Annotated in this window: 13 protein-coding genes; 1 reads left to right on the top strand and 12 read right to left on the bottom strand. The window is 54.0% G+C overall.

Annotation, left to right across the window (positions count from 1 at the left end; all coding sequences use genetic code 11):
* Positions 1 to 34: 34 nt before the first annotated feature.
* The 4 genes from M2108_RS19830 to M2108_RS19815 form a co-directional block, all read right to left on the bottom strand.
* Positions 35 to 391: a hypothetical protein gene (locus M2108_RS19830; protein WP_280777154.1), complete on the bottom strand. Its 357-nt coding sequence runs from the start codon at positions 389 to 391 to the stop codon at positions 35 to 37.
* Entirely contained in the window at positions 379 to 531 is a 153-nt protein-coding gene (locus M2108_RS19825) for a hypothetical protein (protein ID WP_277471157.1), read from the bottom strand. The genes M2108_RS19830 and M2108_RS19825 overlap by 13 nt, the downstream gene beginning before the upstream one ends.
* Positions 532 to 548: 17 nt before the next feature.
* Positions 549 to 683, bottom strand: coding sequence for a hypothetical protein (locus M2108_RS19820; RefSeq protein ID WP_277471158.1), 135 nt, complete (start codon positions 681 to 683; stop codon positions 549 to 551).
* 232 nt (positions 684 to 915) lie between these two features.
* Complete coding sequence (locus M2108_RS19815; RefSeq protein ID WP_277471159.1) at positions 916 to 2,316, bottom strand: class I SAM-dependent rRNA methyltransferase; 1,401 nt, start codon at positions 2,314 to 2,316, stop codon at positions 916 to 918.
* A 98-nt stretch (positions 2,317 to 2,414) separates the two neighbouring features.
* Between M2108_RS19815 and M2108_RS19810 the strand changes: the two genes are divergently transcribed.
* A complete protein-coding gene (locus M2108_RS19810; protein ID WP_277471160.1) occupies positions 2,415 to 3,407 on the top strand; it encodes a Na/Pi cotransporter family protein in 993 nt (330 codons plus the stop codon).
* 108 nt (positions 3,408 to 3,515) lie between these two features.
* Here the strand turns inward: M2108_RS19810 and M2108_RS19805 are convergent, their stop codons facing one another.
* The 8 genes from M2108_RS19805 to M2108_RS19770 all read right to left on the bottom strand — a co-directional run bounded on the left by M2108_RS19805 (position 3,516) and on the right by M2108_RS19770 (position 13,189).
* Positions 3,516 to 4,343 carry an energy-coupling factor transporter transmembrane component T family protein gene (locus M2108_RS19805; protein WP_277471161.1) on the bottom strand — a complete coding sequence of 276 codons (828 nt, stop codon included), beginning with the start codon at positions 4,341 to 4,343 and terminating at the stop codon, positions 3,516 to 3,518.
* A complete protein-coding gene (locus M2108_RS19800; RefSeq protein WP_277471162.1) occupies positions 4,340 to 6,046 on the bottom strand; it encodes an ABC transporter ATP-binding protein in 1,707 nt (568 codons plus the stop codon). Before M2108_RS19800 ends, M2108_RS19805 begins: the two co-directional genes overlap by 4 nt.
* Before the next feature lie 97 nt (positions 6,047 to 6,143).
* A complete protein-coding gene (locus tag M2108_RS19795; RefSeq protein ID WP_277471163.1) occupies positions 6,144 to 6,704 on the bottom strand; it encodes an ECF-type riboflavin transporter substrate-binding protein in 561 nt (186 codons plus the stop codon).
* Positions 6,705 to 6,881: 177 nt separating this feature from the next.
* A complete protein-coding gene (locus M2108_RS19790; RefSeq protein ID WP_277506313.1) occupies positions 6,882 to 9,107 on the bottom strand; it encodes an Ig-like domain-containing protein in 2,226 nt (741 codons plus the stop codon).
* 141 nt (positions 9,108 to 9,248) lie between these two features.
* Positions 9,249 to 9,686: an NUDIX hydrolase gene (locus M2108_RS19785; protein WP_277471165.1), complete on the bottom strand. Its 438-nt coding sequence runs from the start codon at positions 9,684 to 9,686 to the stop codon at positions 9,249 to 9,251.
* 599 nt (positions 9,687 to 10,285) lie between these two features.
* Positions 10,286 to 11,629 (bottom strand): tRNA (N(6)-L-threonylcarbamoyladenosine(37)-C(2))-methylthiotransferase MtaB, encoded by a 1,344-nt coding sequence (mtaB, locus tag M2108_RS19780; protein WP_277471166.1) that lies wholly within the window; start codon positions 11,627 to 11,629, stop codon positions 10,286 to 10,288.
* 3 nt (positions 11,630 to 11,632) lie between these two features.
* The gene (locus M2108_RS19775) at positions 11,633 to 12,397 is read right to left on the bottom strand and encodes an RsmE family RNA methyltransferase (protein WP_277471167.1); all 765 of its coding nucleotides are present in this window, start codon (positions 12,395 to 12,397) and stop codon (positions 11,633 to 11,635) included.
* A gap of 96 nt (positions 12,398 to 12,493) precedes the next feature.
* Positions 12,494 to 13,189 (bottom strand): site-2 protease family protein, encoded by a 696-nt coding sequence (locus M2108_RS19770; protein ID WP_277471168.1) that lies wholly within the window; start codon positions 13,187 to 13,189, stop codon positions 12,494 to 12,496.
* Positions 13,190 to 13,191 lie beyond the last annotated feature (2 nt).

Raw genomic sequence — 13,191 nt, 5'->3', positions numbered from 1 at the left:
TAACAGAACGTACGTTTGCCATTGTTTTCAAATCTCAATATTTACCTGTACAGAACGCAAAGAAGACAGCCGCAATGCTGCAGCTGTCTCCTTGTTTTGACATCATCCAAAATACTATATTTTTTTGCAGCAGCACTTTAAGCCATTCCTGCCCTTCTGTTTCTCCGGAGATTACCTTGCCCGGGCAGCCGTATATTTTTTGGGTAAACAGGGCTGTTACCGGTTTATACAAGGCGAGCAGCTTGGAGCTGGCGGTTACGAGAACAATTCCGGCGCACCAGCGGGAAATCTGCTCCTTAGGTGACTTGCACCAGTCCGTATAATGCTTCGTCACCTCACGGTCCGCCCGTTCACCCCGCTCCCCTTTCTGGATCATGATCAGCCCAAACAATGTACTCCCCGCAAGCAGCTTCTCCCAGTAAGTAGCTCCTCCCAGTAAGCAAGATATTCGTCCACGGTATCCTGGCCAAACTGGTCTCCCAGATTAATCGTAGCCAGCGGCCGTTTGGATTCATCTATAGAAACTACCATTTTGTCGTCCTCCTTATTTATTCAAGGTGAAATCCGGAATCAGGCTGTATCCGGCTGTATCCGGCTGTATCCGGCTGTATGCGGCTGCAGCCTCCACAGCCGGCATACAGCCCGCCTGCATCCAGAAATGCGGCGTCAGTTTGGTTCAGCATATAGTTCGCCCCCTATTAGTTAGGGCTAATTATATATGACAGTGAGAATGACTATCAATTGAGGACTAAAAGGTTTGCAAAAGAAAAAGAGTACCCGGGGGTACTCTCAGGAATGTAGGTATATTGCAGCGTCCCCGGCCTATTACAGGAGTCAGCCAGAATCAAGGGCATTTTTGCTCTTGATTTCGCCTATACGCGCGCGCAAGAAGTCAGCGCCGGCCGCATCAGCTCATTACTTCTTGCTGCGCACCTCGAACACGGCAAATTTCAGGTAGTGGCCCTCGTCCACGCCGAGAATCTGCGGGTGGTCCTTGCCGGCTGCGCGCCATTCGATCAGGCGCAGCACCTTGCCGGCATCCTTGGCTGCTTCGGCGATGGTGTCGAGGAACAGCTGCGGCTGCATATGGTACGAGCAGCTCGCCGTTACCAGGTAGCCGCCCTCATTGACCAGCTTCATGCCATGCAGATTGATGTCCTTGTAGCCGCGGACAGCCCCCGCTACTGCGCTTTTGGTTTTGGCAAAAGCAGGCGGGTCCAGGATAACCACATCCCAGGTGCGTCCGCCGCCGGCGGTCATCGGCTTGGCCGTGTCCGTCTTGGCTGCCGGCTTGCCTCCGGGTTTGACGTCCGTCTTACCGGTTGCCCGCTCCGAGCGCTCCTCCAGCCCTTTTACCTGATTGCGCAGGAAGGCAAATGCATCGTCTACAACAAACTCTACACGGTCCGTAAAGCCGTTGATCTCAACATTCGCCTTGGCGCTTTCGATCGCATGGGCGGATACGTCAAGACAGGTCACCTTTTTTGCGCCATATTTGCAGGCATGCAGCGTGAAGCTGCCCGTATGCGCGAAGCATTCCAGCACGGTTGCTCCGTCCCAGTAAGGGAAGGTGACCGGTTTGCCGCTTTTGTTCACCGGAAGGGTCTGCACAGCTCCGTCTTCGTTCTCCACTTCCTGCAGCGTAATGCCGCTGCGTCCGCCCCAGCCCTTCATCAGCGGAGCAATCGATGCCCGGTTCTCGCGCTGGTCGAAGAAATAGCCGGTCTTCTGGCCTTCTTCGATATCAACGATCACCTTCAGCCCGTTCTCGGTCACTGTAATATGACGCGGGCATTCCCCGTACAAAACGCCGGTTCTCTGCTCCAGGCCTTCCAGCTCACGGACGGAAACATCGCTGCGCTCATAAATGCCCTGCGGTGCCATCACCTGTACGAGCGCCTCAACGATTGCGTCCCGGCATTTGTCCATGCCCAGTGTCAGCAGCTGCACAACCAGCACATCGCCGAACCGGTCAATAATCAGCCCCGGCAAAAAATCCGCCTCACCGTATACGAAACGGTATGCGTCAGCTCCCGGCAGGAACCGTTCACGGTGCTGCAGGCAGCTTGTAAACCGTTCGATGAAAAATGCCGTATCCATACTGGCGAGCGGAGACTCCGATACAATTCTCACCCGGATCTGCGAGGCCGGATTGTAATATCCGGTCGCCAGATATCTCCCCTGATGGTTAAGCACATCCACCAAACCGCCGGCCTGCGCCTCTCCGTCCACTGAGGCTACCTCGCTGGCGAACACCCACGGGTGGCCCTGCTCCAGTCTTTTTTTGCGGCCGCGTTCCAGAATAACCGATGCCAATGACTTCAACTCCCTGTTCCTATTGTTAATTTCATACATGTCCACTGCATTGCTTTCATATATTGGTGTACAACCCCCGTTCAAAGGAGCATGTCCTTATGATCCGTGACCTGCTGTTCCCTGTCATATACGGCCTTGTTATATTTCTCGCCGGCATGAAGCTGATGGAGACGGCGCTGGCGAAGCTCGCCGGCCCGCTGTTGACGCGGAGCCTGCATAAAGCAACCTCTACGCCGCTGAAGGGTCTTATCGCCAGCAGCCTGCTGTCAGCGCTGCTGCAGAGCAGCACCGCCGTAACCGTGCTGACCATCGGCATGGTGAATGCCGGGCTGCTCACATATGCCCGCACGCTGGGCATTATCCTCGGCAGCAACATCGGCACCTGCCTGACCACCGAGCTGATCGGACTGCAGATCAGCTCGGCAGCGGCGCCGCTGTTCACCGCGGCGCTCTGCCTCTGGGCCGCAGCCGTCATCCTCGGCGAGCTGCCGCCCTTCACCTGGCGGGCCGCGGAAGCCTGCCGCAAGGTTTCCGGCCCGCTCCAGTTCATCAGCCTGGCGGTGGCCGGCTTTGCCCTGGTGCTCTGGGGCATCGCCGTCATGCAGTCGATCGGCCCCGCGCTTGAAGCCAGCGGCATGTTCCGCTGGTTCCTGGACCATGCGGCCACCAGCGCCCTGTGGGGCCTGGCCGCGGGGGCCTGCCTGACCGCGATGCTGCACAGCAGCGCTGCGGTCATCGGGATGGCCATGGGCCTGGCATCCGCAGGCACCATGCCCCCGGAAATCGGCATCGCCATTGTGCTCGGCGCCAACGTCGGCACCTGTGTCACCGCCGTCATCGCTTCAATCGGCGGCTCAGCCTCCGGCAAGTTCGTCGCCGGCTCGCATGTGGCGCTCAACGTCGGCGGCGCCCTGCTGTTCCTGCCGTTCATCGGACCGCTGCAGGACCTGTCCGCCTTGTTCGGCAGCGGCCCCGCCTCCCAGCTCGCCCATGCCCAAACGATCTTCAATGTCGTCTGCTCACTGGCCGTGCTGCCGCTGTGCTATCTGCCGCTCTGGTCCAGAGTCGAGCAGCGGCTCAGCCGCATTTAATCTGCTTCTGCCTGCCGAAAGGCGCCCGTACAGCGGTTCTCCTTAACCGGGAGAATCGCTGTACTATTATACTTCAAACTGCCCTGTGATACTAATCTATTCTTTCATCTAAAAGATACTGTAAAACCTGGATCCGTCATAAAAAGTAATAATCAGCGCTGCCGCAGCCAGTGACAGCATCAGCCCTAAGGCAATATAGTCCCTGCCCGTAAAGGGGCGGCCCATGTACCATGTCCGTTTCCGGCCGCTGCCGAAGCCGCGCAGCTCCATCGCCGTGCTGATTTTCTCGATCCGCTCGATGCTCGACAGAATCAGCGGCAGCAGGATCGATACGATATTTTTGAGGCGCCGGGGCAGCTTCTCTTTGCGGGAAAGATCGATTCCCCTTGCCTGTGCCGAGAAGGAGATATTTTCGTAGTCCCGCTGGATATCGGGAATATAACGCAGAGCCAGCGATACGGAATAAGCAATTTTATAGTTTACTCCGATCCGGTTCAGAGACGCGGCGAATTCACTCGGATCTGTCGTCAGCAGAAATAGCAGCGCCACCGGGATGACAACGGCATACTTCAGCGCGATATTAAGCTGGTAAAACAGCTGTTCAGCTGTAACGGTGTACCGTCCGGCCAAGTGGAACAGATCGTGGCGGGTGCCGTAAATCCGTGTGCCCTCCAAGGGGGAGAACAGAAAAATCGCCAGATGATTAAGCAGGAAAAAGAACAGGATGAAATACAGCACAAAAGCGTAGTCCTGAAACCTCACTTTTGAAACTTTAAACAAAACAAGACTGATCAGCAGCATGACGACCAGGCATCTCGTATCGTAGGTGATCATAGCCGACAGTGACCAGGCAATGAACACAATCAGCTTGGCTGCTCCGCTCAGACGGTGGACCGGCGAGTCCTGCTTCGTATAGGTCAGCATTCTGGCCTTCATCCGCGGCGCACCTCCCTGTCAAAAGCGATAAACGTGCGGACCAGCTCCTCCGGCTGCTGCAGCCCTGCTTTTAGAGCAAGCGTATAGAGCGAGGTTTCTCTCAGGTTAGCTTTCTCTACAATAGAACGGTTCGTCAAAATCCGCTCCGGCCGGTCATCGCCCGCCTTCTTCCCGTCCGCCAGCACAATCGCCCGCTGGGCATACTCCAGCATCAGGTGCATATCATGCGTAATCATGATTACCGTAATTTCCCGGCTGCTCAGCCCCCGCAGAAATTCCATCATCTCATTATAATGCCGGTAGTCCTGGCCGGCGGTCGGCTCATCCAGAATGATAATCTCCGGTTCCAGCACCAGGATTGAAGCGATGGTGACCCGCTTCTTCTGCCCGTAGCTGAGCGCCGAGACAGGCCATTCGCGGAATTCATGCAGGCCGCAGATTCGCAGCACATGATGAACGCGCTCCCGGATCTGCTCCTCCGGCACATCGCGCAGTTTGAGGCCAAAGGCGACCTCATCATACAGCAGCGTCTTTGACAGCATATGATTCGGATTCTGCATCACAAAGCCGATGCGCTCCGCCCGCTCTTTGATTGTATCCCGGCCGATATCACGGCCGTTCAGCAGGATGCTTCCCGAGGAAGGCTTATAAAAACCGCAAATCAGCTTGGATACAGTCGACTTCCCGGCCCCGTTCCTGCCGGCGATAGCCAGCATCTCGCCCCGGTTAACAGTCAGCGACAGCTTGTCCAGCACGGCCGTCTCCCGGTCATAGCCGAAGCTGACCTCTTTCAGCTCAAGCAGCGGAACGGCTTCAGCCCGAGTGGTCTGCTCCCGGTATCCGTCAATCCACTGCTGCAGCCGTCCGGCGGCATTCTCCAGCCGGAGCAGCTCGGGATGCTGGGGCTGGAGGTCAGGCGTTACCGCCACACCGGCATACCGCAGCGCGGTTAGATACAGCGGCTCGCGGAGCCCGGTTCCGGCCAGCAGGCCGGAGCTCAGCAGCTCGGCAGGCGGCAGGTCAGCCACGATAACCCCATCGTTCATAATAATGATCCGGTCCACCGGCCGGTGCAGCACTTCCTCCAGCCGGTGTTCGATGATGACCACTGTTTTGCCGGTTTCACGCTGGAGCCGGTCAATATGTTCTATGGTCCGGGTACCAGTGAAAGGGTCGAGACTGGCCAGCGGCTCATCAAACAGCAGAATATCGACATTGCCGGCGAGTACGCCGGCCAGCATCGTCTTCTGCTTCTGGCCGCCGGAGAGCTCCTGCGGCGAAGCCGGCAGCAGTTCCTCAATACCGGCAGCCCTGGCCGCCGCTGTTACCCGCTCCTTCATTTCATGCAGGGGCACTGCCGCATTCTCCAGCACAAAAGCGATATCCTCCCCAACTGTAAGCCCGACAAACTGCCCGTCCGGGTCCTGCAGCACTGTTCCTACCGATTGTGATAATGCAGCAATACTCTGCTCTTGCTGCTCCTTCCCCATGATCTGCAGACTTCCAGCCGTCTCTCCAGGGTAGTAAAAGGGGATCAGCCCGTTGATACAATGGGCAAGCGTGCTCTTACCGCTGCCCGAAGGGCCGACAATTAACACCTTCTCGCCCGCTCTGATGCTCAGATTGATTCCGCGCAGTGTAGGCTCCTGCTGAGCCCGGTAGGTGAAGCTAAAATCTGTAAATTCTATAACGGCTTTGCTCATCTCTACCTTCCTCTTTCAATAATTCGTTCCAATAGCATCCTCTTTATTTCAACAGAAAAGCCGGTGATTGTCACCGGCTTTCTGCTAAATATTCAATTTAACCCAGCTTCCGCAGGCTTCCCTGCTTGGTCCGCGTCTTGGCATAGGCTGCTGCGAGCAGCGTGCCGATGACAGCCACCGTTACAATGTTTGCCGCTCCGGCAACCAGCCCTTGCGTGTATACCTTATTCGCCGGCTCTGCATAGATCAGAATGTCCAGCGTTGGCGCTACAGCGAACCAGGCAATGACATTGGCCACAATCTGGGCCAGGTTAAAGCGGATAATCTCTCTTTTACCGAATACACCATCCTGAATGGAGATGCCGGCAACCAGCAGGCCGATAATCAGGCCGACCAGTCCGGAGGAGATGACCCAGCTGAACCAGGGGGAGCCGTAAAAAATAAAATCCTTCAGCGTGTGACCGATCAGTCCGATCAGCAGTCCGGCTACAGGACCATACAGCAGGGAAAACAATGCAAGCAGCGCGTAAGTTGTTTCAATGTTCGTATTCGGAATGCCTGAGGGAATCGAACCAAATCTCCCCAAAATTACGAATAAGGCCGAGCCGATCCCCACCGCTACAATTGATCTGATCGATAATAACTCTTTCTTCGCCATTCGCTTCATCTCCCCGATAATTAAATTTGCCCGTGGCGTACAGCATATTCTGCCTGACCCGGATACGCCTGTTATGTACTTTTCAGAATTATACATCGGATTACTAGGGTTTACTATAGCTTTAGCCAAAAAAAATCTGCAAAGCGCTGTAACCGCCGCTTCGCAGATCAGATTTCTTTATTTTACGGTAACGGATACGGTCACCGTCTTGTTGTTCCATTTACCCTTGATAGAGGTTGTACCTTTGCCTACCGCTGTAATTGTACCGGAAGCATTCACCTTTGCTACAGAAGGCTTGGAGCTGGTCCAGACCACACTGCCCGTAACGATGGTTGTTTTGCCGGTATCATACAATGCTGTTGCCACTACGCTCTGGGTAGCGCCGGCTGCAAGTACCAGCTTGGTTTCATTCACGGTCAGCTTGGTCAGCTTAGGCACTACGTTGATCTTAACTGTAGCGGCGATACCCTGATAGGAGCCGGTTATTGTCGCTGTACCTTCAGCTACAGCTTTGACTGTCGTCCCCTTCACTGTGGCCACTGCAGTATTCGAGGATTCCCAGTTCATCGCACCGGAGAAATTCGCCGATTTGCCGTTGGCAAAATATCCGGTTACCTTGATCGCTTTGGAAGCCTTAAGATTCAGATCCACCGTGCCCGGCTCAACAACGAGCTTCACAACCTTCTGCTCAATCGTTACTGGAACACTGATCGTTTTATTGGAATAAGTGCCTTTAAGTGTGGCCGACCCTTTGGTCAGGCCTTTAATCACTTTACCGTTCGCTGTCTGCTTGAGGACCGCATTGGTTCCGGTAATTTCCCAGGTAATAGTGCTTGTAACATCAACCTCTTCCCCGTTTTCAAGCACTGCATTTACAGACGGCAATCCCTGCTCTTCACCGATAACGAGACCCAGTGCATCCTCAGGCCCGATCAGCACCAGCACCTTGTTCTGTACGGTAACTTTCAGCTCCACGCTCTTGTCACGAATCGGGGAAGAACCGGAGGAGACATTGCCCTTCTTGATCTTTCCTGTAAGCGTTACGGTTCCCGCCTTGACGGCAGACAGCTTGTTATCCTTAATCTCAGCAATGTCCTCGTTAGCCGAGGTCCATTCGACTTCCTGGCTAAGATCCAGCTTCGTTCCGTCCAGCTTCGTTCCGCTGACCTTCGGCAGGCTGACGCTGTCCGCTGTATAAGCTTCCAGTTCGGACTTCTCCAGAACAAGTTCAGTGATTGTAGGCAGCACGGTTACCTTCAATGTTTTGCTGACACCAAAGCTCTCTGCCTTAATAACCGCCGAACCGACCGCCTTACCAGTAACCGTCGCTGCTGCAGCATCTTTAGTAACTGTAGCCGCCAGCAAGTTGTCGGAAGTCCAGGTTGCATCGGATGACTGGTTTTGCTTCGAGTTTACAGCGTTTCTCATCTCCGCCTTTACCTGCAGGCTCTCACCCAGGAAAAGCGTCTGATCCTCGGAAGGAGTCAGCAGCACTGCCTCATAAGGGGCACGCACATAAACATCCACCGACTTGGATACACCAAGGTATTTTGCTGTAATTACAGCTTTACCGGAACCTACTACTGTAATAATACCGGCTTCTACTGTTGCCACACTTTCGCTGGAGCTTGTCCATTCTGCCTGATCGGCAATGTCTTTTTCCGGACTGTTCTCGGTCGCTTTGGTCGCGGCCGTCAGCTCTACCGGATCATCACCGACAAGCAGCTCAAGCTCCTTGACAGCCACATTATCTTGTTTAAGAACAATAGCTGAATACGGCAGCTCTACCTTGGCTTTAAAAGTAGCGGTAAGTCCTTTGTATTTGGCGGTAATGGTCGCGGTACCTTCACCTACTAACGTAATCTGGCCTTCATCAATGGTCAGCACGCTTGTATTGGAGCTGCTCCAGTCGGCATCAGCCGAGACATCCTTCACAGAGGTAGCCGATTGTCCCCCTGTGGCTTTGGCCGTGACGTGCAGCGTTTCTTCGCTGTCACCTAATTTGTAATTCCCGTCAGAGCTGCGCTCCAGGGTCAAATCTTTAAAGGGATGGGTAACGGACACCTCCAGGGTGGCTACCGCATTGAGGTATGTAGCGGTAATCATGGCTGTTCCGGTATCGACCGGGGTCAGCAGCCCGTTGACTACTCTGACTGCGTTTGTATTTGAGGATACCCAGGTTGAAGCTGCTGTCACATCCTTTTTGGAGGAGGACCCTTCAATGTTGGCATATACTTTAAGCTGTTTGGGGGTTTGTCCAACCGTAAGCTCCACTTTTGCCGAGCTGTCAAAATCAATCGAGTTCGTGTCGCCTGTAGCCGCAAAGACGTTTACCGGAAAAGCTGCGGCAGTAACCAATATCAGAATGAGGAGCATCTTCGTCATTTTCCTGTACACAGTCATCTGTTCTCTCCTTAGGCAGTAAGTTTATCGGTGGTTATTACCACACTCTTCCACTATATCGACAATTACGCCTGAAGTGTTTACCCTATTTTCAGTTAATTTTCTGTTCCCGGCGAATTCAGGACTTTTTAACTAGATTGCTTATTCGGTAAATGTCCGGGAGAGCAGCGCCATCGCTTTCTGTAAAATAGGGACATTGTTGGCATACATCATGCTCTTCCCCCGCTCCCAGGCGGCTTCTGCTTCATGCCATTCCACAGCGTCAATCTCCTCTGCCTGTGCCTTGGTGATCCCGCCGACCGCCTCCACCAGAAAGTAATGAACCTCTTTATCTACGATTCCGTATATGTGGTGCTCAAAAGTGTATTTATTGACATCAATCGGAGCCTTGATAACGCCGACAGCGCCAGTCTCCTCACGAATTTCCCGCAGCGCTGTCTCCTCTACCGTCTCTCCGTCCTCCATCTTGCCTTTGGGCAGCGCCACTTTGCCGTAGCGGTCTACGATCAGCTGGATTTCCAGACCGGAGCTGCCCCGCCGGTATACCAAGCCGCCCGCTGAAATTTGCTTATGCGCCATGTTGATAGCTCCTTAATGTATTTGTGATTATAACTTAATTGCACTTTATACAACTAAAACTTCTATTTTTCCTCGCCTCGCCTGTTTAAGTGTACTTTGTACAACTAAAATGCCGCAAATTCACCAGATTGAGCTGATCCGGGCAGATTTAGTTGTACAAACTGCAGTTATATGCGGCGTACGCGAGTTTTCTTTACTTTTAAGTGTACGGAATGCAGCTATTTGGCTGGACAGAGAAGAGCAGCAAGCTGTTTCGCTGAAATGGCCAGTGTTACTCCAACTGCATATATCAGCCAGGCAGATGAGCTAGGTAGATGAGCTAGGTAGATGAGTTAGATAAACTTGTTTCCGGAGATCCGCCTCCCTTGCATAATCCTTACCCTTTCTTCAGTGCTTCAAGCGCAGCACTCTGTTACAAGCCGCCCGCACAGCGATTGACTTAGTCTCGTACGTCACCCCAAACAGCAGCAAGGATTTCATCTCCCGGACGGGAAAGGAAATCCTTGCTGGATACGCTATATTAAAAGAAAACATACTCTATCTTACCGGGGTATCCGTCCGCAGAGGCATTTACGCTGCATCCTTCTCCCGCCGGCCTGCTAGTTCGCAGTCTGATGAAGCGCAGTCCGGCTGACGCCAACCAGCTCGCCTTTGCACTCGTTAATGCCCGCTTCGGTAATTTTCACCTGGCAGAGCTCGCCCTGCAGTGAATCGTCGCCGCCGAAGAACACCTGCAGGTAATTGTCGCTGAAGCCGTGCTGGATGCTGCGGCCCGGCGCGTCCTTGGCTGAGCGCTCAGCGATAACCGAGACGGTCTTGCCGACGAACCTGCGGGCATAAGCCAGCTGCATCTCCTCGGAGAGATCGATCAGCTGTTGTACACGCTCGTTCTTGATCTCCTCGTCGATCTGGTTAAGCATCCGCGCTGCCGGTGTACCGGTCCGCTTGGAATAAGGGAACACATGCATCTCGGAGTAATTCACAGCCTTCATGAAGTCGTATCCGGCGCGGAACATTTCGTCCGTCTCGCCCGGGAATCCGACAATGACGTCTGTAGTGATGCCTACATCCGGCATAGCCTGGCGGATCAGCTGCATTTTGGCATAATATTCTTCCGTAGTGTATTTGCGGCGCATCGCCTTGAGCACCTCGTTATGGCCGGCCTGCAGCGGAATGTGCAGATGGCGGCACATTTTGGAGCTGCGGTTCAGCACCTCCAGCAGCTTCTCATCAATCTGGCTCGCTTCAATCGAGCTGATCCGTACGCGCTCCAGCCCGTCCACCTTGTCCAGCTCCCAGAGCAGGTCGGCAAGGCGGTAGTTGTCCAGATCATCGCCGTAGCCGCCAGTGTGAATACCGGTCAGCACGAACTCCTTGTAGCCCGCCTCAACCAGCTGATGTGCCTGGGCCACAATCGATTTCGGATCACGGCTGCGCGACAGCCCGCGCGACCATGGAATAATGCAGAAGGTGCAGAAGTTGTTGCAGCCGTCCTGAATCTTCATGAACGCCCGCGTCCGGTCGGCGAAGCCCGGCACATCAAGCTCCTCGAACTCACGCGTCTTCATAATGTTGCGCACCGCATTGACCGGCTGGCGTGACTCCTGAATGTTCTTCACATGAGTCATAATATGCTCACGGTCCTGATTGCCGATGACCAGATCGACGCCCGGAATATCCAGAATCTCGCCTGGAGAGGTCTGCGCATAGCAGCCTGTTACAGCAACAATCGCTTCCGGGTTGCGGCGTACGGCGCGGCGGATCATCTGCCGGCTCTTTTTGTCTCCTGTGTTCGTCACCGTACAGGTGTTGATCAGGTATACATCGGCGGTTCCCTCGAAATCCACCTGCTCGTAACCTTCATTTTTGAAAAGCTGCCAGATGGCTTCAGTGTCATAGAAATTCACTTTACAACCTAAAGTATAAAATGCTACGGATGGCATCGCTCAAGCTCCCCCCATTTCTCCGGATTCATATAAAATGCAGGCTGCAGCAACCATACCGGCTGTCTCGCAGCGCAGAATTCGCCGTCCAAGCCCTACAGATACCGCCCCGGCAGCTTCAGCTGCCCGGCATTCCTCCGGACTGAACCCGCCTTCAGGACCGACAACAACCATCACCCTGCCCCGGGATCCGGCAGGCAACCCGGCAATCCATGGTGCGGCGGCGCTGCGCAGCTGCAAGCCTTCTTCTTTTTCATAACAGAAGTAGACCGCGTCATATCCGCTGAAGCTCTGGAGCAGCTGCTTCCAACTGAGCGGAGCATGAACGTCAGGAATGATATTACGGTGCGCCTGTTCCGCGGCTTCCTTACAGATTTTGCGCCAGCGCTCCAGCCGTTTGCTCTCTTTGCGCTCATCGTACTGTACGATAGTCCGCTCCGAAAGAAACGGAACAAAAGCCACAGCACCGATCTCGGTGCATTTCTGGATCACCGTCTCCAGCTTGTCGCCTTTGGGCAGGCTCTGGGCTACCGTAACCTGGATGCGCGGCTCATGCGTCATTTCAAGCGGTTCCACAATATTCACGACAACCTCACCGATTTCAATCGAAGCAATCTCCGTCAGAGCCTCGCGGGATACCCCGTCGCTGACAATCAGCTTATCCCCGGCCTTCCCGCGCATCACCTTGGCAATATGACGTGCATCTTCACCGCCAATGCTCACCTGCTCTGCGCCAAACTGCTCTGGGCTTACAAAATAACGCTGCATAGTTTAGCCTCATTCTATTAAAAATTCATATCCTTTGTTCATCTTTCACAAAAAACATATTCCATCATACAACGTTTGCAGGGCAATGACCAGCGCTTAGTAGAACCCGGAGAATCCGAACAGGTTCAGGAATAACCGGATAAAATGATTACCGATTTGAATGGCCCAGTTATATAGCGGAGTAATCGTATTGGCACTAAGAACAGGGATAAAAATAACCAGCAAAAAGATAAAGACGGCCCATTGCTCAGCCTGCTGCATTCTGGCGCGGACCGGACGCGGTGCGACATCCTCCAGAATCCGGTAACCATCAAGCGGCGGCAGCGGAATAAGATTGAACAGAAAGAGAAAGAAGTTGGTCTTAATAAAAATACCGAAAAACCAGACAATCGCCAGCTGCAGCTGCTCATTGGTGATGGAGTCGATCGTTCCTGTACCCATAAGCACCGTATAGATGAGCGCCCCGATAATCCCCAGCAGAAAATTACTCAGCGGACCGGCAGCCGACACCACGATTCCCATCAGCCGCGGACGGCTGAAGTTATCACGGTTCACCGGAACCGGACGCGCCCAGCCGAAGCCGGCAATGAGCAGCAGGATAATTCCGAACAGGTCAAAATGGACAGCCGGGTTAAGCGTCATGCGGCCAAGCAGCCTGGCCGTCGGATCGCCGAATTTGTTGGCAAAGTAAGCATGCGCGAACTCATGCACAGTAAAGGCAATGACGATCGTAATCAGGAAAAACGGGAGCTGCTGCAGTGGATATACCAATATATCATTTAAAAAATCCATCT

Origin of the sequence: Paenibacillus sp. PastM-3 (assembly GCF_029893965.1) — a bacterium.
In the GTDB taxonomy this organism is placed as follows: Bacteria; Bacillota; Bacilli; order Paenibacillales; family Paenibacillaceae; genus Paenibacillus_AQ.
Note: the sequence above shows the minus strand (reverse complement) of the source record. Positions and strands in the feature narration are given on the sequence as shown.